Source organism: Actinocrinis sp. (assembly GCF_035653575.1).
GTDB lineage: Bacteria > Actinomycetota > Actinomycetes > Streptomycetales > Catenulisporaceae > Actinocrinis.
Genome location: NZ_DASRBQ010000155.1, coordinates 16492 through 35278, shown reverse-complemented (window position 1 = coordinate 35278; position 18787 = coordinate 16492). Strand labels below are relative to the sequence as shown.

General features: G+C 66.6%; 13 protein-coding genes and 1 pseudogene. 7 read left to right on the top strand and 7 right to left on the bottom strand.

Going from position 1 to position 18787, the window contains the following annotated elements:
* Positions 1 to 195: 195 nt before the first annotated feature.
* The 4 genes from VFA06_RS20875 to VFA06_RS20860 all read left to right on the top strand — a co-directional run bounded on the left by VFA06_RS20875 (position 196) and on the right by VFA06_RS20860 (position 3699).
* Positions 196 to 492 carry a DNA cytosine methyltransferase gene (locus VFA06_RS20875; RefSeq protein WP_324842344.1) on the top strand — a complete coding sequence of 99 codons (297 nt, stop codon included), beginning with the start codon at positions 196 to 198 and terminating at the stop codon, positions 490 to 492.
* Positions 493 to 501: 9 nt separating this feature from the next.
* The gene (locus VFA06_RS20870) at positions 502 to 1620 is read left to right on the top strand and encodes a DNA cytosine methyltransferase (protein WP_324842343.1); all 1119 of its coding nucleotides are present in this window, start codon (positions 502 to 504) and stop codon (positions 1618 to 1620) included.
* A 301-nt stretch (positions 1621 to 1921) separates the two neighbouring features.
* Entirely contained in the window at positions 1922 to 2482 is a 561-nt protein-coding gene (locus tag VFA06_RS20865) for a DUF4365 domain-containing protein (RefSeq protein ID WP_324842342.1), read from the top strand.
* Entirely contained in the window at positions 2479 to 3699 is a 1221-nt protein-coding gene (locus VFA06_RS20860) for a hypothetical protein (RefSeq protein WP_324842341.1), read from the top strand. The genes VFA06_RS20865 and VFA06_RS20860 overlap by 4 nt, the downstream gene beginning before the upstream one ends.
* Positions 3700 to 3869: 170 nt before the next feature.
* Here the strand turns inward: VFA06_RS20860 and VFA06_RS20855 are convergent, their stop codons facing one another.
* The 5 genes from VFA06_RS20855 to VFA06_RS20835 all read right to left on the bottom strand — a co-directional run bounded on the left by VFA06_RS20855 (position 3870) and on the right by VFA06_RS20835 (position 11173).
* Positions 3870 to 4634 (bottom strand): DUF6339 family protein, encoded by a 765-nt coding sequence (locus VFA06_RS20855; RefSeq protein ID WP_324842340.1) that lies wholly within the window; start codon positions 4632 to 4634, stop codon positions 3870 to 3872.
* A complete protein-coding gene (locus VFA06_RS20850) occupies positions 4631 to 5389 on the bottom strand; it encodes a hypothetical protein (protein WP_324842339.1) in 759 nt (252 codons plus the stop codon). The genes VFA06_RS20855 and VFA06_RS20850 overlap by 4 nt, the downstream gene beginning before the upstream one ends.
* Positions 5390 to 5529: 140 nt before the next feature.
* Entirely contained in the window at positions 5530 to 7605 is a 2076-nt protein-coding gene (locus VFA06_RS20845; RefSeq protein WP_324842337.1) for a hypothetical protein, read from the bottom strand.
* Positions 7602 to 8621, bottom strand: coding sequence for a PD-(D/E)XK motif protein (locus tag VFA06_RS20840; RefSeq protein ID WP_414639938.1), 1020 nt, complete (start codon positions 8619 to 8621; stop codon positions 7602 to 7604). Before VFA06_RS20840 ends, VFA06_RS20845 begins: the two co-directional genes overlap by 4 nt.
* Positions 8618 to 11173: a Z1 domain-containing protein gene (locus VFA06_RS20835; protein WP_324842335.1), complete on the bottom strand. Its 2556-nt coding sequence runs from the start codon at positions 11171 to 11173 to the stop codon at positions 8618 to 8620. The genes VFA06_RS20840 and VFA06_RS20835 overlap by 4 nt, the downstream gene beginning before the upstream one ends.
* An 894-nt stretch (positions 11174 to 12067) precedes the next feature.
* Here VFA06_RS20835 and VFA06_RS20830 point away from each other — a divergent pair.
* The 3 genes and pseudogenes from VFA06_RS20830 to tuf all read left to right on the top strand — a co-directional run.
* A pseudogene (locus tag VFA06_RS20830) lies at positions 12068 to 12591 on the top strand (nucleotidyltransferase domain-containing protein); the annotation flags it as partial.
* 143 nt (positions 12592 to 12734) lie between these two features.
* Positions 12735 to 12917, top strand: a complete 183-nt coding sequence (locus VFA06_RS20825; RefSeq protein WP_324842333.1) for a hypothetical protein — start codon at positions 12735 to 12737, stop codon at positions 12915 to 12917.
* 405 nt (positions 12918 to 13322) lie between these two features.
* Positions 13323 to 14507, top strand: coding sequence for an elongation factor Tu (gene tuf / locus VFA06_RS20820; protein ID WP_324842332.1), 1185 nt, complete (start codon positions 13323 to 13325; stop codon positions 14505 to 14507).
* Positions 14508 to 14614: 107 nt separating this feature from the next.
* Here the strand turns inward: tuf and VFA06_RS20815 are convergent, their stop codons facing one another.
* On the bottom strand, positions 14615 to 17230 hold the full coding sequence (locus VFA06_RS20815; RefSeq protein WP_324842331.1) for a polynucleotide kinase-phosphatase: 2616 nt from the start codon (positions 17228 to 17230) through the stop codon (positions 14615 to 14617).
* Complete coding sequence (locus VFA06_RS20810; RefSeq protein WP_324842330.1) at positions 17227 to 18768, bottom strand: 3' terminal RNA ribose 2'-O-methyltransferase Hen1; 1542 nt, start codon at positions 18766 to 18768, stop codon at positions 17227 to 17229. Before VFA06_RS20810 ends, VFA06_RS20815 begins: the two co-directional genes overlap by 4 nt.
* Between the last annotated feature and the right edge of the window lie 19 nt (positions 18769 to 18787).

Sequence of the window (18787 nt, the reverse complement as noted above, 5' to 3'; positions counted from 1 at the left end):
GTACCCCAGTACCGACGCAGTGGTTTCCTTGTCGCACTCGATCATGATGTGGCCGACCGGTTCGAATGGCCGACGCCACTCGGCACTCCCGCAGCGACCGTTGGAGACGTCCTTCGCGAATCGATGGCTAGTAGGGGCTGGCACGGCGCGAAGTCGTGGTCCGTCGACCGAGCGTGCAGACCGGGGCCGGCTCTCGTGGGCGGCAGCGACCGGCGCGGTGGCGCGGATCTGGGGCTGACCGGCAGCAAGAAGGCGTGGCGGCAGATGGGCGTAGACGGCTCCAGCCTTGCCAACGAGGTACCCGACGCATCGTTTCCCGTCGACGGCACTCCCAAGATCACCGTCCGTCAGGCAGCGCTGCTCCAGCGCATCCCCGAGGAGTGGCACATATCCGGGAAGAAGACAGCGGTGTATCGACAGATCGGGCATGCCATGCCCCCGCCACTCGCCGAAGCGGTGGGAAAGTCGATCGCACGCGCTCTCGCCGGCTAGGATCTGCCCGTGCCAACCACCGTGGACGAGCCGTTCCGAATCATCGATCTCTTCGCGGGCCCTGGCGGCCTCGACACTGCCGCGAGAGCGCTCGACATCCCATCCGTCGGCATCGAGTGCGACGCCGACGCCTGCGCCACTCGCAAGGCGGAGGGGCACGAGACGAGACAAGGCGATGTCCGTGACTACGGGCCGCGGGACTTCCCTTCAGAGAACGTGCTGGTCGCGGGCCCTCCGTGTCAGACGTTCACCGTGGCCGGCGGCGGCGCCGGACGAAAGGCTCTCGACCGGGTTCTCGAGTTCGCCGAGCGGCTGGCCGTGGAGCGTGATCGCAACGCGGTGCGCACAGATCTCAAGGCTTTGAGCGATGAGCGGACCGGTCTGGTGCTCGAGCCTCTTCGTTGGGTGCTGGACGCGCTGGAGGACGGGCGCCCGTTTCAGGTAGTCGTTCTCGAGCAGGTACAAGCCGCGTTACCCGTCTGGCGTGCCTATGCGCAGATCCTTAGGGCGAAAGGCTATTCGGTAGCTGAACCTGCAGTCCTCCATACAGAGCAGTACGGCGTTCCGCAGACTCGCCGCCGCGCGATCTTGATAGCGCGGTGGGCGGGCGACGGCGCGCTCCTCTCAGGCGACGTCCGTCTGCCGGACCCGACTCATCGAAGGTATCGAAAGGGTCTGCTCCAGACCGACCAGCTCACGACTGACGGCGGCGCGTCCTGGGTCTCCATGGGCGAGGCTCTGCGGCGATATCGGAGTGGCGGATTCGAGGTGATCTCGAACTACGGGACGGGCGGCGATCCCAAGGCCCGGGGCCGCCGCTCTTCGGATGAACCCGCGGCCACCGTGACGGGGAAGATCAGGCGCAATCGTGTGGTCAGTCCGAGTGGTGCCGAGCTCGATCGCTTCGAAGACAACGAGGCGGGAATCCTGCAGACGTTCCCGGACGGATACAAGTGGTCGGGCGGCGATGTCGGTCAGCAGATTGGGAACGCGGTGCCGCCACGGCTCGGCGTTCACGTGTTGTCGGCGGCCCTCGGCCTGCCGCGCTCCCGGCGCGACACGGCGCTGGAATGGTTGGCCAGGCCTGCTCGCGAAGCGTATCCGCTGAAGGCGATTGAGCCGGAGTGAGGGTGGGCGACTCCCACTGCCGACGACGAGACGATCCTCAGACACGGCTCGTCGCCTCGTGAAGCGTTCGGCACGTCTGCCCGCGGGGACGAATCTCGGTGGAGGTGTTGGGAGCTCGAACGCGACCACGAGGCATCGTTCCCTTCGTCGGTCTTTCGGAGCGATCGACCCGAGCTCGACCGATATCTCACCCGCCGTGCAGATCCCGGCTTGAGATTCGTCCCGGCGATCAGACGACAGACATTTGATCTTTCGACGTCTGATATGACTGAGTCGACACTCTCTATGTGCAGGGGCGGCGTTGACGGCAGAAGACGACGAGTGGGGGATGCGGACGACGCGGGAGGGTGTTCCCTACGGCACGCTCCACCCGAGCGAATGCCAGCAGCAATTCAGCCTGGCCTTCACACACGCGATCGTGGCCGCCGCACGTTGCACGATCTCCAACCTCGTATCAGATGTCGAGACGGTGGACTATACAGTCAGGCAGAGTGCCCGGCATCTGAAGTACACGTCCTCAACCGTCGACGTTCAGATGAAATGCACCAGGCAGCAGGACGTCCTGAAGAACGACGGCGTGCACTGGAAACTCTCGAAGGACCACTACGACAAGCTTCGAGAAACGGCAACGTACAACCGCAAGATCCTCGTCGTCCTTGTCGTTCCGCAGGAACACCGGGACTGGCTCGTGTCGGATGAGAGCGGCATGCTGCTGAGGAAGGCGGCGTACTGGGTTAACTTAGAAGGCTCCGGTCCGATCGCGGGTGGCTCCAAAACCGTCGTGTTGCCGCGGCAGAACCATTTCAATGTAGAGCAATTACTCGGTATTCTGCGACGAGTCGGCGATGGGGGAAGACCATGAGCATCGCGCCGAACGGTGGCTCTCGGTCGTACGATCCCGCCCATGATTTAAGCCCTGCCGCGATCGAAGCCTTCTTGCGGATGAACGGGTGGGTCCAGCAGGCAGTGCGGGAAGGCGTCAGCTCGATTTGGGCCAACAGTGCCGAAGACGCGAGCCTGCTCCTGCCGTACAACAAGACGTATCGCGACTATGATCTGCGGCTTCACGAAGCGCTCGAGGTGATTTCCGAAGTCCAGCGCGTTCCGTACGGTGAGGCGTTGGGTCTGGAGATCTCGACTGCCCTGAGCGACGTTCTGTTCGTACGCGCCGACCAGGCGACGATCGACGGATCGATCCCGTTGAGTGAGGCTCGCGACCTCCTCAACGGCATCGAACGATTGATGCTCGCCGCCGCCTGCAGCGCCGTGCGCCCGAGGCCGACCATGGCCGGTCGACGTCCAGATGTGGCGAGGGACTTCGTGGCCGACGACGTACGCATGGGCCATACGCTGCAGGGCAGTTTCGTTCTCACGATCTACGCGCGACACAATGATCTGCGATCTGAAGAGATTACGCCGATCGAGGACGACGTCCGATCATCCGGCCACACCTCCCCGCGAGAAATCGTTCCCGATGACGCTGCACGCCAGGCTCGAGAGTCCACCACCGCCACCTTCACGCGCCGTGTCATGACCACGCTGGCGACCGGCCTCGACGCGACACGACTTCTCCTGTCGTCCGACTCTTCCGTTGACCTCGCCGCTGCCGTCGAACTCGGTGTCAGTGACGAGCTGTTGAACTCGGTTGATCTGATGAGCAGGAACGAAGCCGTTCGAGCGCTCGACATGTCTTTTCGATGGTCGCCGGCGCAGCCGCTGCGTGACGTCGACGTTCCCGGGCGTGTCATCCTTCCGCGTGCAGCACCGGGGCAGATCGACCGCATCAGGAGGTCCCTTCGGACGCAGCCCGCGGTTGAGCGGGACAGCGTCGTCGGCCAGGTCATTCGACTGGAGCGAGCAGGGGGAGAGAACGACGGTGTGGTCGTCGTCGACGGTGTGATGGGCCGTGCACGTCGCAGGGTGAAGCTATCGGTCTCCGGCGTCGCATACGAAGTCGCGATATACGCTCACGAGAACAGACTTCCCGTCGTCGCTCGGGGCGATGTCGTCCTAGACGGGCGGACGTGGTGGCTCAAAGGCGCGACTTCGCTCCAGCTCGCGCAAGAAGAGAGACGCTGAGAACACCGACCTCTGCGGCAATGGGCCGGGAAGGGACCGCCGCCTCTGCGTGCTCGACGGCTTCCGGGATGCCTCGCTTCGGCGCGGCTGCACGTAGCCGATTCGAACGCACGCCGTGTCATGCTTCGCAGCCTGCGATCCACGAGACGGTGCGAGATGCGTACCGCTCGTCAGGCATTGCTCAGAGCCTTCTGAGCCTCAAGCACTAGGGCTAGGAGTTGTGCCTCGAGCTGCTCCTCGGTCAACGCCTCGAACGCGATGAACGGAGCTAGCCGCAGAAGCCGCTTCAGGAAGTCTTGGAGCAGGGCTCGCTCCGTGACTTCGCCCCGGTCGACGCCGCGCCACACGCGCAGCACAGCGCGGAACAGGTATGGACTCTGTCCGAGGATCTTCCGGCGCGCCAGGATCTGATCGATCCCGGCCTCGCCCAGGACGGTCAGAGCCTCGTACGGGTCGCGCGGGTTCGTCTCGTCGAACACGAGGTGGGCTCGCCACCACAGTCTCGCGAACACGTGCCTGGTGAGATCCGTACCGAGAATCCTGTCGCCTGGCGGGTCGGGGAAGCGCCAAAAGGCGATGTCCGGCGCTGTCACCAGAGCGAGGTGCGCCCAGACTCCGCCGTCCCTGGAGCCGGCCTCGGCCGGTGTGAAGCCGACGTCGGCATGGAGATACCGGGCGATCGCAACGTCGAAACCACTGCGCGCCTCGATGCTCGGGGGCGTCGGGTACCCGGCTTGGGAGGCGATCCGGAGGAGATCGTCGCGAATCCGCTCTATGGCCGCCGACGTCGCACGATCGCCTCCGATCGGCGTGTAGACAGCGCTCGGATGGTCGAATGCGCTTCGAAGCCGGAGCTGGTCGCTCGGCAATGTCTTCAGTTCGTCGAACAGCCGTCTCGCCGGGCCGGGGGGCAATCGGGGGTATAGGGTCGTCACGCGGACCCCCCGAAGATGCCGACTCCACCCTGGATGTCTGTGGCCATGAGGTTGCGAGAGTTGGCGTGTCGGAGTCGCAACTCGCTGATCGGTTCTCCGGGGAAGACCCGGCGGCAGAGACTGCGTAGTATCTCGCCGAGCGACTCCTCGGGGAATTCCGTCCCGTCGTCGAACTCCGGCTGCGCTAGCGCGTGCTCGATCATTGCCCGAGTGACATCGGCGTAAAGCGCGGAGAGTACTGCGCGGTCCACGGGCCGCGGATTGTCCGCACGCGCGACCGCCTCGGCCAACACCTTGTTCCTGCTGTTGATCAACAACAGGATGGAGCCCATAGCCGCGGCGTCCATGTCACGTCCGAGTTTGAGGTGCCATCCACTCCGCTCCGAAAATACCTCGTCACGGAAGTCCACGAGATCCATGGGGAAGCGCGCGGCGTCTCCCTGCAGTCGAACGCTGCTCTCGTCGCTCCAGAGCACCGAACCTGTTCGATGCGGCGCAGTCGGATCGACCGTCGAGCCGTGCCAGTCGAGGATCAGCTGGGTGGAGATAGCCAGCACGCCGCCGAGGTCCGTGCCCTTCAACGTGGCGTGAAGCTCGAGTCGGACCGGTTCGGATCCGTCTCGGGTCACGATTTCGCGGTCCGCGAGTGCGCGCAGTCCTGAGCCTGTCGAGCGCCAGACGGCCGCGACTCCGAGGCGTGCGTCGTCGGCCAGACCGCACTGAGTCGAGATCGCGGTGACGTCGAGCGTGACCAAGCGGCTCAGATGCAGATCGGTGTTGTAGTCCCAGTGTGGGAGCTCGCCGGGGAGCGGCTCGGTCCCATCGGCTACGTGCAACTGCCAGGCGCCGGCCTCGATACCGGTCCGCGGTCTGACATAAGGCCAGACGATTCGCGTCACGTCGTCACCTGCTTGAGTGGCGCCGCTTGTATGTCGACGTCTGTGATGGTGTCCGGAGCGGGGAGGACAACGGCGAGCCATTGGCGCCCGTCCGCGCCACACGTCTCGAGCGTCTGATCCACGACGAGGTCGCCGTCTGTGCTTTCCCACGCGATGAGCGTCGGCCGGGCGGCACCTACGGGAGGGTCGGTCTCACGTGAGACGCCGACATCTGACAAGGTGACGGCCAACTTCGCCCGAACCACCTGCCATCCCGGTGTCGGAAGAGAGAAGCGTTGGACCACCACGCCGCGTCCGTCGCGTCGTTCCCAGGTCGGATCGCCCTCGAACCGGACTCGCGGGTTGTGCGCCGACGTCTTGAACGGCGCGCTTTCAGCGGCTGAAGGCATAGGATTCTCCACTCGACCGAGATCCCGGCTGAACGGGGTGAAGTTCTGCGTGTCTTCTCCGGTTCGGGCGGACGAGGCTGACCAACTCGAGTCGGCGTCCGTCGCGACGCGCTGTCCGTCGGTGTCGCTCCATGGGGAGTGGTGGTCGGTTGAGATCGGCGGCGCTGCAGTGAGCGTCTCGGCCGTCGCGCCGTCCGGGGTTCGGAGGACCTGCGAGGAGTGGACCGTGAACGGGGCCGGCGTGTAATCAGTCGCCCCGCCGTCCCCCCACGCCCCGCCGACGAGTGGTGAGAAAAGGGAGCTGACGGCTCCGAGGGGAGCCGATGTCGATGCCGTGTGTTCGGTGTGGCCGGGTTCTGCAAACTTCTCGAGCTGTTCGTCGATGCGCTTGAACGTCGTGCGCACGAACGTCCTCTCGCGGTCGACCAACTGGTTCGCCACCCAGTTGTCGTGGGTCGGGGGCTCGGCCTTGGCGTAGGTGTCGTCGAGATCTTCGTCTGCCTTGAACACGCCGGCGTAACCGATGCTCTGGCTGATCGGGCGCGGGCCCGGGTAGTACCGCACGACGAGTTCCGCGGCTCTCATGAGGCACACGTGATGGACGCCGTCCTCGACTCCGGCCATCGTCGATGCGGGCGTCGCCGTGAACTCTCCTGCATAGCCTCGATGAAGTCCGAGGCGGCCGAGATTCTGCATGGGTCTGTGGCATGCCAGCGTCTTTCCGCCGGTGCCGAGCATCTTCCGGTACGCGGAGACGAACATCGAAAGCGGTCTCACCGTTTCCGGATCGGGCACTGGGACCTCGACGCCGTCGCATACGACGGTGAACGACATCGGGGGGCGCAGCCCGGGCTCAGCGACCATCTTCGGCCACAGTTGCCAGCCGACGGTGTCGGCCAGGTATTCGGCTGCGTCTTGCGGTGTTCGTCCGTCGAGATCCGGATCGATGACGACGATGTCGGTTCCGGTCTCCTCGTACGCGAAGCCGGGAAGGCCGAGCGCGCGGGCGAACGCCTCGGCCTGGCGCCCCGTCAAGGGCTCGACGATGTCGGGTGCGAGTCTTCCCCACCAATGGCGACCGGTGAAAGGGCGGACCGAGCCGTCGCTGTGCGGTTCCTGATAGCTCTGCCATAAAGCGCAGCCGATCAGGCGGCTTTCGAGCCGACCGTCCACGATGCATCTGGTGTGTACCAGGACGGCACCGGACTTGGCGAGGAGATAGAAGACCCCCTTGCCGAATCCGTAGGTGCCTCCGCCGAAGGCCTTGTCGCGCGGTTCGCCCACGTTGCGGATGAACGAAATGAAGTCCCGGTTGTCCAGAGCGTGCTGATCAGCGCGCGTCGGGCCGCCGAGTCCGGTCGTGCCGCGGTCGGAGACGACGAGCAGCCGGATGGATCTTGCATTGAGCGTCTCGCGAAGCGGCAACCTGGAAGCGGTGGGAACGCCCCGTGCCAGTTGTTCGCGCCACTTCGCGATGTGGGCTGGGCCGACAGTGCGCAGGTCGAGTCGGAAGCTCACCTGCCGATCAAGCAGGCGGGCATCCCAGCTGTTCTGCGCGGCCTCGCGGACCAGGACGGTCAGCAGATCCAGATCGGGACGCCCGAGTTGGCTCCTGATGCCTTCAGCGGCGGTCCCGCCCTCCGGCGGATAAGGCTGGGATCTCCATCCGATGTCGAAGCTCATGCGCCACCAGCCGTGAACATCGAGATGCGATCCGCCGCCACTTCCGGGGCAATGCGGTATCCGGCTGCTGCGGCCAGATCGATCGTGTACCGCACGTCAGATACCGGCACGATCAGCCCGGCAGCCTTCAGCATCGACGTCGTGAGTCGAGGGAACCCTCCGGCCACCTCATACCACCGCTCGTCGAGGATTGTGAAGCGCGCGTCGAGATAGGACGCCGACTCCGCACTGTAGTAGCCTGCGGCCTCGAGCTTGGAGGTCAGCAGCCCCTCGTCGTCGGCGAGCCGCATGGCCTTCGCCACGAGTTCGGGCACGCTCTCTCCGACGCTGTCGCTGTGATCCATCTTCAACCACATCAGGTCCAACGTTCCGCCGGGCGCGGGATCGAGTTGGTCGAGTCCGTGGACCCACACGGTGTTCGCGTCGCTCGTCGTGGAGACCTTGACCTCGATCGCTTTGCGGGCTGCCGTGAAATCGTGCCGGTGTCTGGACGGCCCAGTCCAGCACGCGGTCGCACTCGGATCCACCTCCAGCAGTCTGATCAGCAGGCTGATTTCCCCGAAGAGTCCCGCGAGTCGCGCGGGCTCGAGTCGGGGTCGAGCGGTCCGGAACAGCTCGCGCCACCGTCCGATCGCGCCGAGCGTGGCCTTGACCTGCTGGTTCGGATTACCGCTCACAGCATCGACGACGTCCACGCAGACGCTGACGAAGGCGCTGTTCAATTCTGTCTTGAGACAGCCGATGTCGAGGTAGCGACGCCTCACGGTCCCGTCGTCGAGCGGACGCTCACGGATGCTCAGGGCGGTTCCGTCGCCGTTTCCGCGACGCAGACGCTGATCTCCGCGGAGCGGGACGAGCACATGGCGGAACCCGTCGGCGTCGATCGCCACGACGACCTCGGCGCCTGCGGCGAGCACGCCCACGCCGGCGGTCTGCACGCCGTTCCGCGTCGTCGGCGGGCCTGCCGTCTCCAGGAGACGCCACCGATCCTCGAGCTCAGAGGCCGTGAAACTCACGTCGTCTCCTCGCTCTCGAGATCGTCGAGGTCCTCCTCCTCGATCTCGATCCCGCTCAGATCCGCGCTCACGTAGTTCCACTCGACGGCGCTGTCTTCGCCGACGGGCGGGGGGAAGAAGAATCCGACTCCGATGACATCCCCGACTGCCGCGAGCGGGTGACGCGAAGACCGATCGGGCTCGGACCTGGCGTCGATCGCATAGAGAGCCAAGAACCCGGTGCCAGGGGCCTGACGAGCACGCTCCTTGCGGATCTCGTCTTCCGACATCTCGCTCGGTGAGGCGACCTCGAGATCGGCTAGCGCGTCTCGCCTGCTCATGAGGGTCTTGATGTCAGCGGCGTCGGGCGGACTGTCAAGTTTCGCACGCACGACTCGATTGACCGAGACACCGGGCGCGTATTCGAAGGTGCCGACATTCCCGCCGCCCTCTTTGCCGATCAACGCCACGTTCCAGGTCTGCAGCGCGCCCATGCCGACTCTGAGTCGAATGTATTTCTTCAGCAACTCGGCATCGCATTCCAGAGACTTCTCGTGGAACTTGTACGCGTCGAGAAAATCGATGATCAGATTAAATGGAACTCCCCGCAGGATGTAGTGGTCGCGGGCCTCATTGTGCTCGGGCGTCGTGCCGAGCTTCAGAGATGCGCCGACCAGGTCGCGCCCAGCCTGTTGATTGTTCTGGATCCACTCCGCATCGACGGTGTTGAAGTAGTGGGTCTGCACGCGCTGCCCACCGAACGCGGAGGCGGCGCGGATCGCGTCGCGCATCTTCGCGGCTGCGGTCACGCGCAGCGCCGGATGTGTTCTGATGCGCACTGCGAACTGTAGAGGCGTCTTCTTCTCGATCATGTACACGTCGATGTCGCGGCGCATCTCGCGCTCGACCGTCGCCAGGTGGCGGAACCAGTCACGGAGCTCGTCCGTCATCCAGATCCGGGGAAGATCCGCGTACCCGGAACGGTAGCCGAACCAACGGCCCATCTGGAGGAGCGTGTCGTACGCGGTGGTGGCTCGCACGAAATAGCTCACGCTCAGGCCCTCTAGGGTCAGACCGCGGGAGAGTGTGTTACCGCCGACCGCAATGGCGACGACGGGTCCGTTCTCATAGTCCAACCGATCTTTGCTCTCGGAGTTGTCCAGGATGACCCGGCAGACGCGGAGTACGGGCAACAGGTGCTCGCGCAGTTCCGAGAACGAGACGGCCCGCTCGCCGAAATCCCGTGCGAGAACTCGACCGGTCTCCTCGATCCACAGGGTCTCGAGTTCGCGGACGAGATTCTCGTCTCGTGCGCGCAACCCCGCGGCGATGCGATTCAGCAGCATGACCAGTGGGCGTTGGAACGCGAGGTGCACAGACTTGTTGACGCTGGTGTGGACGAGCATCGTCGCATGTGGGCTTCCCCCGCCTCGCGCACGCCTTGCCGCCGTGGACATGACGAAGTAGAGCACGGCCGTGCGCAGCGACTCGGTGATGGTCGGTTGGAAGCCGTCCACGTCGGCCCGTTTGGACGGGCGCAGCAGCTTGACGTCCTCTTGCGGGATCTCCCGAACCATGTCGTAGCCGTCGTCGGGTTTGTCGCCGTCGATCGGATCGCGACCGAAGATCACCTCGCTGCCGAAGTAAGGCGGCGTCGGAGGTTGCGGGAGATTGACGACGAAGTCGCGCGGATAGAGGTCGTCCGCGGCCGGGTCTATCAGAAGGTTCGCGAAGGGCGAGGCCGTGTATCCCAGGTACGCCGCCTTAGGCAGCTTTCCCAGCATCTCTCGAATCAATGGGTTGATTGATCCGGTGGCGACAGTCGCCTGATCGGCCTCGTCGTCGATGATGAGCGTCGGGCAGTCGCGCAGGTAGTCGCTCGCCTGGCCGAGCCATTTGTTGAACTTCCTGAGAACGGTGGAGTTCTTCTTCACCACGCACAGGATGTGCTGTTCGCTGCTCTTGGCGAAGTAAGAGGCCGGGTTGGCGGGAGGCTTGAAGTCGAAGTCGGGGTCTGTCAGTTGATGCCAGAGCGACGCGTTCGGCCGGACCAGGTCGTCCACCAGGCGGAGTTGGGTCTGGCGGCGCAGCCCGTTGTGGATGCCGGCGAGGACGATGAACAGGCGATACCCGCTGTCGGCGGCCTTGGCGGCCACCGCCGTGAAGTTCGTGGTCTTGCCCGACTGTACATGCCCGACGACGAGCCCACGCGTGGTGAACTCGGGCTCCCTGCGGTGCCGCAGGAGTGAGACGACCTTCGAGGAGGCTTTGTCGATCTTGTCGTACGCGTCTCCGGTGATGCCGCGCTTCTCGAGCCGCGCCGTGAGCGCCGGCCAACACGGATCCTTCGGGCTCGGTCCGGTGTACCAGGTAGTCAAGCCGTCGAGCACGACGGAATGGGGTTCGCGCATCTCCCGAACCTCGAGCGACTCACGCTCGTGACGCCGCCTGACGGCGTCGATCTCGTCCGGGGTCAGCCGAAATCGGGTGAGCTGCTTGAGCGCCTGCTCAGGGGTGTTACGACCGAGAAGGTCGCGGAACGTCTCATAAAAGCCGTCGATCTCGTCTTGCACGCCTGCTCCCGAGCCGTCCCGCCACCCAGACCCGGCCGTAAGGCCGTGGTCCCGACACGTGCTGGACATCGCCACGATCAGTGGCGCGAATCTCCGATAATACGATATCAGTGGAGCGCGGATCGGGTGCCGTGTCAGCAGTGATCGCGAAGGTCTGCGGCAATTCGGTCAGCAACCGTGGAGGCAAGCCTGGCGGGCACCCCGTCGGCGACTCGCCGAGCGATCCGAAGCCACGCCCTGCGCGCAGACTGCAGCGAATTCCCTGGATTCCGGGTTGCTCCGGGCGGGTGGCAGCCGATGTCCGTCCAGTTGAGGGGCCATGACGGGTTTCACGGCCCGAGAGCGCATCCTCGATGGTCGCTGGGCCTAGCCGAACTCGGGGGTGGTCATCAAACGACTGAATTCCTCCGCGCATTTCGATCGACATAACGGTCACGGATTTATCGGATGAGGCATGCCCAACAGCTCCGGATACGCGCAGAAAACCTGTCGCACAGTTTTCATAAATTGAGCACGACTTGTCGGAGTCTTCGGATCCACATCGTGCTGAGACGTTATTGGTGGCATCACGCGATTCGTGCTCTGTTCGGAGCTCGACGAGGCTCGTCCCGTTCCAGGCCCTTTGTCTGCGAATCCGTGACTTCAGCGGGCTGCTCTGGGATCGGATGCCGGCGCCAGCCTTCTGCCGACGATCTCCGATGCCGTGGGAGCAGTGCCCGGTGCCGTTGTGGCGCTTCGAAAGGCACTGACAGAGATCTTGCTCTGCGCTGGCGTGTGGCTGGGTCATCGCGTTGTATCTTGTGAGGTCTCGGATTGGTTCGGGCCGGCGGTCGGCGTCGCTCGGCTGCCGGAAGCGTTGCCGCTCGCCGACTGCGATGGACGGGGAGGCGTGCGGTGACGCAGCTCGACTGGAATGACACGGTCCTGCTGTCCGGGGTCGTCGGTTCTACCGCCTACGGCCTGGCCGGTCCTGGTTCGGATGTCGACCGCCTGGGCATTTACGCGGCGCCGACGCGGGCGCTGCTCGGGCTGCGGAGGCCGCCGGAAAGCCACGTGACGGCGAAGCCCGATGCGACGTTCCACGAGGCGGGCAAGGCGGCGCGGTTGATGCTGGCCGGGAACCGGACCGCGACCGAACTGCTCTGGTTGCCCGACGACTTGTATGAGACGCGCACCGCGCTCGGCGAAGAGGTGATCGAGCTGCGCGGCGCGTTCCTTCCGCGAAGCGCGTGCGGGACGCGTATCTCGGATACGCGACGCAGCAGTTCAGGAAACTGATCGCTCGCGGCGACGAATCTCGTTCCGGGGATCTGCGCGGCCGAACCGCCAAGCGCGCGCGGCATCTGATGCGCCTGGTCGATCAGGGCTTGGAGCTGTACACGACGGGCACGGTGGTCATCCGGCTGTCCGACCCGGAACGGGCGCGATGACGGCGAGTCGTCGGCTCTAGGGTCTTGCAGGCGAGTACTGTAGAACTTATGTTCGAAGCGCCACACTCCGGGTCGCTCGAACGAACCGCCTCTATCAGTACGCCGCGCTCGCCTGCTCACTAGAGGGGAAAATGACTCACGCGATGATTCGGCACGACGCCATCAAGCAACTGTTCGCAGAGATGCGCAGGTCGTTCGACAGCAACGGGCCGGTCCGCATCGCGGTGGATGCCCTCATTCCCGATCGGCTTGGCGAGGCTGCCGCGTCTACGGCGGCGGCAGCCGACAGCGGCGACCGGCTGTCGACCGGCTGAAGCCGGGGTCTGATTGCTGTTGCTGATTGCTACTGCTGACCGCCGGGCCACGGTGCGGCGGCCTCGGCGGTGCGGCAGTGCGGGTTGAAATTCAGGTGACGTGCCAGGTCGTGGCCTGGCACGCTGGCGGCATGTTCGCGCGGACCGATGCTCTGTCGCTGCCCGCAGGCGCCTGCCTGCCGGGTGCGCTGGCGGCCGCGCTTTTCTGCTTGGCGGCCGGCGCCCGAAGCTGACCCTCCTCCCGCTGCCGGAACCGACGGAGGAGGGTGTCAGGACCCGTAGGCGTTCGAGCCTGCGCGCGGTCCATCCGGTTCTCCGGCGCGCACGGACGGCTCCGCCGCGCCGCGTATCCGCCGATCGGACCGGGCCGCCTCGCCCCGCGGCCCGCAGCAGCAGGGGACAGACATGGCCAAGCAGGCCTTCGTGCGCAGCAAGCCGCACCTGAACATCGGCACCATGGGACACGTCGACCACGGCAAGACCACGCTGACCGCCGCGATCACGAAGGTGCTCTCCCAGCGGGACGGCGCGAACACCGGCTTCGTCGCGCTGGAGCGGATCGACCGTGCTCCGGAGGAGATCGCGCGCGGGATCACCATCAACATCGCGCACGTGGAGTACGAGACCGAGCACCGGCACTACGCCCACGTCGACATGCCCGGACACGCCGACTACGTCAAGAACATGATCACCGGCGCGGCGCAGGTGGACGGCGCGATCCTGGTCGTCTCGGCCCAGGACGGAGCGATGCCGCAGACCCGCGAGCACGTGCTGCTGGCCCGGCAGATCGGGGTGCGGCACCTGGTGGTGGCGCTGAACAAGGCCGACGCGGTCTCGGACGGCGAGCTGCTGGACCTGGTGGAGCTCGAGATCCGGGAACTGCTTAGCGGTTACGGCTTCCCGGGCGAGCAGGTCCCGGTGGTGCGCGTCTCCGGGCTGCGGGCGCTTGAGGGCGACCCGGTGTGGGAGGCGGGCGTGCTGGAGCTGCTCGACGCGGTGGACCGGTACATCCCGGATCCGGCGCGTGACCTGGACTCGCCGTTCCTGATGCCGGTGGAGAACGTGCTGACCATCACCGGCCGCGGCACGGTGGTGACCGGGGCGGTGGAGCGCGGCGTGCTGGAGTTTGGCGACCAGGTAGAGATCGTCGGCCTCGGCGAGGGCCTGGCCAGCGTGTGTACCGGCATCGAGACCTTCGGCAAGCCGATGCAGAGCGCGCAGGCCGGGGACAACGCGGCGCTGCTGCTGCGCGGGGTCAAGCGCGGTCAGGTGCGACGCGGTCAGGTGCTGTGCGCGCCCGGCAGCGTGCGGCCGCACGAGCGCTTCCGGGCGCGCGTGCACCTGCTGACGGCGGCCGAAGGTGGACGGCACACCGGCTTCGGCGGCAACTACCGGCCGCAGTTCCACTTCCGCACCACCGACGTGGTCGGCTCGGTGGACCTCGGCGGCGGCATCGCGCTGCCGGGCGACACGCTGGAGATGACCGTGGGGCTCGGCGTGCCCGTCGCCCTGCACGCGGGGCTCGGCTTCGCGATCCGCGAGGGCGGCCGCACGGTGGGTGCCGGCACCGTGCTCGCCGTGCTCGACTGAAGAGAGCGAGCAGGTGGTGAAAGCCGCCCGTCCGTGTTCTGATCGGAAATGAATCGGACACGGACGGGCGGCGCGCGGTATGGGAACTCAGCTGGTTCTCACAGCCGTCAGAGGCGCGGATCGACCGGTTCCGACTCCAGGGCGAGCACCGCGAACACGCTCTCGTGCACCCGGTAAAGCGGCTCGTGCGCGACGAAGCGCTCCAGGGCCTCCAAGCCCAGGGCGTACTCGCGCAACGCGAGCGACTGCTTGCGGCCGAGGAAGCGCTTGCGCAGCCGGGCGAGGTTGCGCGGCTCCAGGTACTCGGGGCCGTAAATGATGCGCAGGTACTCGGGTCCGCGGCACTTAACGCCCGGCTGCACGATCCGTCGTCCGTCGTGAACGAGCGCGGCGAGCGGCTTGACCACCATGCCCTCGCCACCGTTCCCGGTCATCTGCTCCCACCACGCAGTCGCCTCGCCGACCTGCTGCCCGTCACCGAGTTCGACGACGCGGCGGTCCGTGCGGCGAAACAGCTGCGCATCGGCGGCGCACAAGCGGTCGAGCCGGTCCAGGTGCCAGCCGTGATCCCGGGTGGCGTACACGGAACCTTCGGCCGCGAGGATCTGGAACGGCGCGAGCTGCACGCCGTCCAAACCGGAGGTCGGCCAGCAGTACCGGCCGTACGCGGTCGTGAACGACCGGGCGTCGGCCAGCCGCTTCGACTGCTCCGCCTGCAGCCCGGCCACGTCGAGCCCACGGGCCGCCGCCTGATCCAGCAGCTGGACTGCCGTACCGAGCGAAGCGCGCGCCGCGGCGCCGACCGCGGCGTACTGGTCCCGCAGCAGGCCCATCGCCTTCGCTGACCAAGGCAGCAGCTCGCAGTCCAGCGCCAGCCAGTTCGTGGCCAGCTCGTCCCAGAGCCCTGCTTCGCCGAGGGCCTTGCGCACGCGCTCGACCAGCGCCGCGCTGACCACCGAGTCCTCGAAGAACGGCCGGCCGGTGCGCGTGACCACGACGCCGGTGGTGCCGTCGTCGACCCCGAAGCGCTCCGCGGCCGCCTTCTCGTCCTGGGCGAGAATCACCACCGCGCGCGAACCCATGTGCTTTTCCTGGCACACCACCGTGTCGACGCCGGCCTCGCGGAAGTAGTCGAAGGCCTGATCCGGATGCTCAAGGAAGTCCTCGCGCGGCGAGGTGGCCACCGGGGCCATGGTCGGCGGCAGGTAGATCAGCCAACGGGGATCGACCGCGAAGCGGCTCATCACCTCCAGCGCGGCCGCCGCGTTCTCCTCGCGTACGACCAGATTGCCCATGAGGCGCGATTCGACGGTGCGTCGCCCGAGGACGTCGCCGAGGTCGAGCACGCTGGGCTCACGGTGCGCGCCGTTGCCCGAGTCGTCGGCGGTCAGCGGCCGGACCGGCTCGTACCAGACCTGCTCGGCAGGCACTGCGACAAGCTCGCGCTCGGGGTAACGCAGCGCCGTCAGCTCACCGCCGAACACACAGCCGGTGTCCAAGCAAATGGTGTTGTTGACCCAGGCCGGGCGCGGCACGGGAGTGTGACCGTATACGACTACTGCCTTGCCGCGGTACTCGTTGGCCCACGGGTAACGCACCGGCAGACCGTACTCGTCGGTCTCGCCAGTCGTCTCGCCATACAGCGCGAACGAACGCACGCGGCCCGAAGCGCGGCCCTGGTAGGCCTCCTTAAGTCCGGCATGCGCGACCACGAGCCGTCCGCCGTCGAGCACGTAATGGCTGATCAGCCCGCGACAGAACTCCGTGACGCGCTTGCGGAACTCCTCGCTCTCCCGGCCGAGCTGCTCCAACGACTCGGCCAGACCGTGGGTGTGCTGAACCTTGCGCCCGGTCAGCGCGCGCACCAGCTTGTTCTCGTGATTTCCGGGCACGCACAGCGCGTGTCCGGCCTCGACCATGCCCATCACCAAACGCAGCACTCCGGGCGTGTCCGGTCCGCGGTCGACCAGGTCCCCGACGAATACCGCGGTGCGCGCCACGCCCGTCTCGGGATCAGCAGGCGGCAGCGCGTCGATCGGCCGGCCCTGCTCGTCTCGCACGAGCGCGTACTCCAGCCGGCCGAGCAGCGCTTCCAGTTCCGCCCGGCAGCCGTGCACGTCGCCGATGATGTCGAACGGCCCGGTCAGCTCGCGCTTGTCGTTGTACGCCTTCTCGTACTCGATGACCGCCTGCTCGACCTCTTCGACCGAACGCAGCACGTGCACCTTGCGGAAGCCCTCGCGCTCCAGGCCGTGCAGACCCGCCTTGAGGTCCTTGCGCTGCCGGGTGATGACGTGCGGGCCGACCATCGCCCGCTCCGGGCGGCGCGCATTGCGCTCCCGGCACACGCTTTCGGGCAGGTCGAGCACGATGGCCACCGGCAGGACGTCGTGCTCGCGCGCGACCTTGACCAGAGCCTCGCGGGCAGTGCGCTGCACGCTGGTGGCGTCGATCACCGTCAGCAGTCCGCGGCGCAGCCGGATTCCGGCGATGTGGTGCACCAACGCGAAGGCGTCCGCGGTCGCGCTCTGATCGTTCTCGTCGTCGCTCACGACACCGCGGCACGCATCGGAGGAGATGATCTGCGTGCCCTTGAAATGCGTGTGGGCGAACGTGGATTTGCCCGATCCGGTGACCCCGACCAACACGACCAGGGACAGCTCCGGAATCGTCAGGGTCCTGGCAGCCGACTGCACGGCGACCGGCGTCGTCTCGATCGTCATGCCGCCACCTCCTTCGAGCCGGCGGTCAGCGCCGCGTCCGTGAAAACGGCCATCTGGGTGGAGGGCCCGCGCTCGGGATCCACCTCTCCCACGGGTCGGTACTCGACCGCGTAGCCGTGAGCCGCACCGACCCGCTGGGCCCAGTCGGCGAACTGCGCGCGCGTCCACTCGAACCGGTGGTCGCGATGCCTCATCCGGCCGGCCTCCAACGTCTCGTACAGCACGTTGTACTCAGCGTTCGGCGTGGTAACGATCACCGTTGACGGTCGCGCCGCGCCGAATACCGCGTGCTCCAGCGCGCCGAGACGCGGCGGATCTACGTGCTCGATGACTTCCATCAGGACGGCCGCGTCATAGCCCTTCAGCGCCGCGTCCGTGTACGTCAACGAGCCCTGCTTCAGCTGCATGCGGCGGGCGAGCATCTCGGGCTGCCGGTCCAGGCGCAGAGCGCGTGCGGCGTACTGCAGGGCGCGCGCGGAGACGTCCACGCCCACGATCTCGGTGAAGAAGCGATCGTGGAGCAGGGCACGAAGCAGCGCCCCGCCGCCACAACCTAGATCCAGGACGCGCTTTGCGCCGACGTCCTTGAGCGCGGCGAGCACGGCATCGCGGCGATGCGCGGCCAACGACTGCTTGCGTACCTCGGCGGCTGTGGGCTGCTCGGCCTGGCCTGGCGAGGGCTCGCCCTCCGCAGCGGCCGGCGACTCCGCCATCGCGCCTTCGGCAGGCTCGGCTTCGACTGAGTCGGCTTCGGCCGGATCGACGGCGTTGTCCAGCTCGCTCTCAGCGACCTCGTCAATCTCGGCGAGGCGCCCGAGCGCGGTACGCACAAGGGCAGGGCGGCGTCCCAGGTAGCGGCGGGTGATCAGCTCGCGGTCCGGATGCCCCGGCAGCCAGGCCTCGCCCGCGCGCAGCAGCTTGTCCACTTCCTCGGCCGAGATCCAGTAGTGCTTGGACCCGTCGAGTACCGGCAGCAGGACGTAGAGCTGGCTGAGCGCGTCGGCCAGCCGCAGCACTCCGGTCAGCGTTACGTCGCAGTACCTTGACGCGCCCCAGTCCGGGAAAGCCGGGTCGAGCGCGATCGGTTCGGCGACGACCTCCCAGCCCAGCGGCGCGAAGAGCCGCTCGACCAGTGACGCGGCGGCCGGAACCGCAGGCAGGTGGATGGTCAGCGGCAGCGCCGCCGCGGCCAGCAGCGGCCGTTCCTTCGAGGTGCCGCGGATCGCGGTGCGGAAGACCTGGCCGAGCGCGACGGCCAGCAGGGACGAGGCCGCGTACGGCCGGTCGTTGACGTACTGCGACAACGCGAAGTCAGCCGAGTCCAGATTCCGGCTCTTCACCAGCGCGATCGGGTCGATCTCCAGCAGCAGCGCCACTGTGCACGCCGCCTCGTCCGCGCGCGGGTAGAACACCTGCGAGCGCCCGAACGCATGCTCGAAGCCCTGTACCCGCTCGGGGTTCTTGGCCAGCAGGTAGCCCAGGTCGGTGGCGGGCCAGTCGGCCCCGGGTGGGCGCGTCGCCGTGATCGTGACCAGCATGCGCACGAGTTTGACGCAC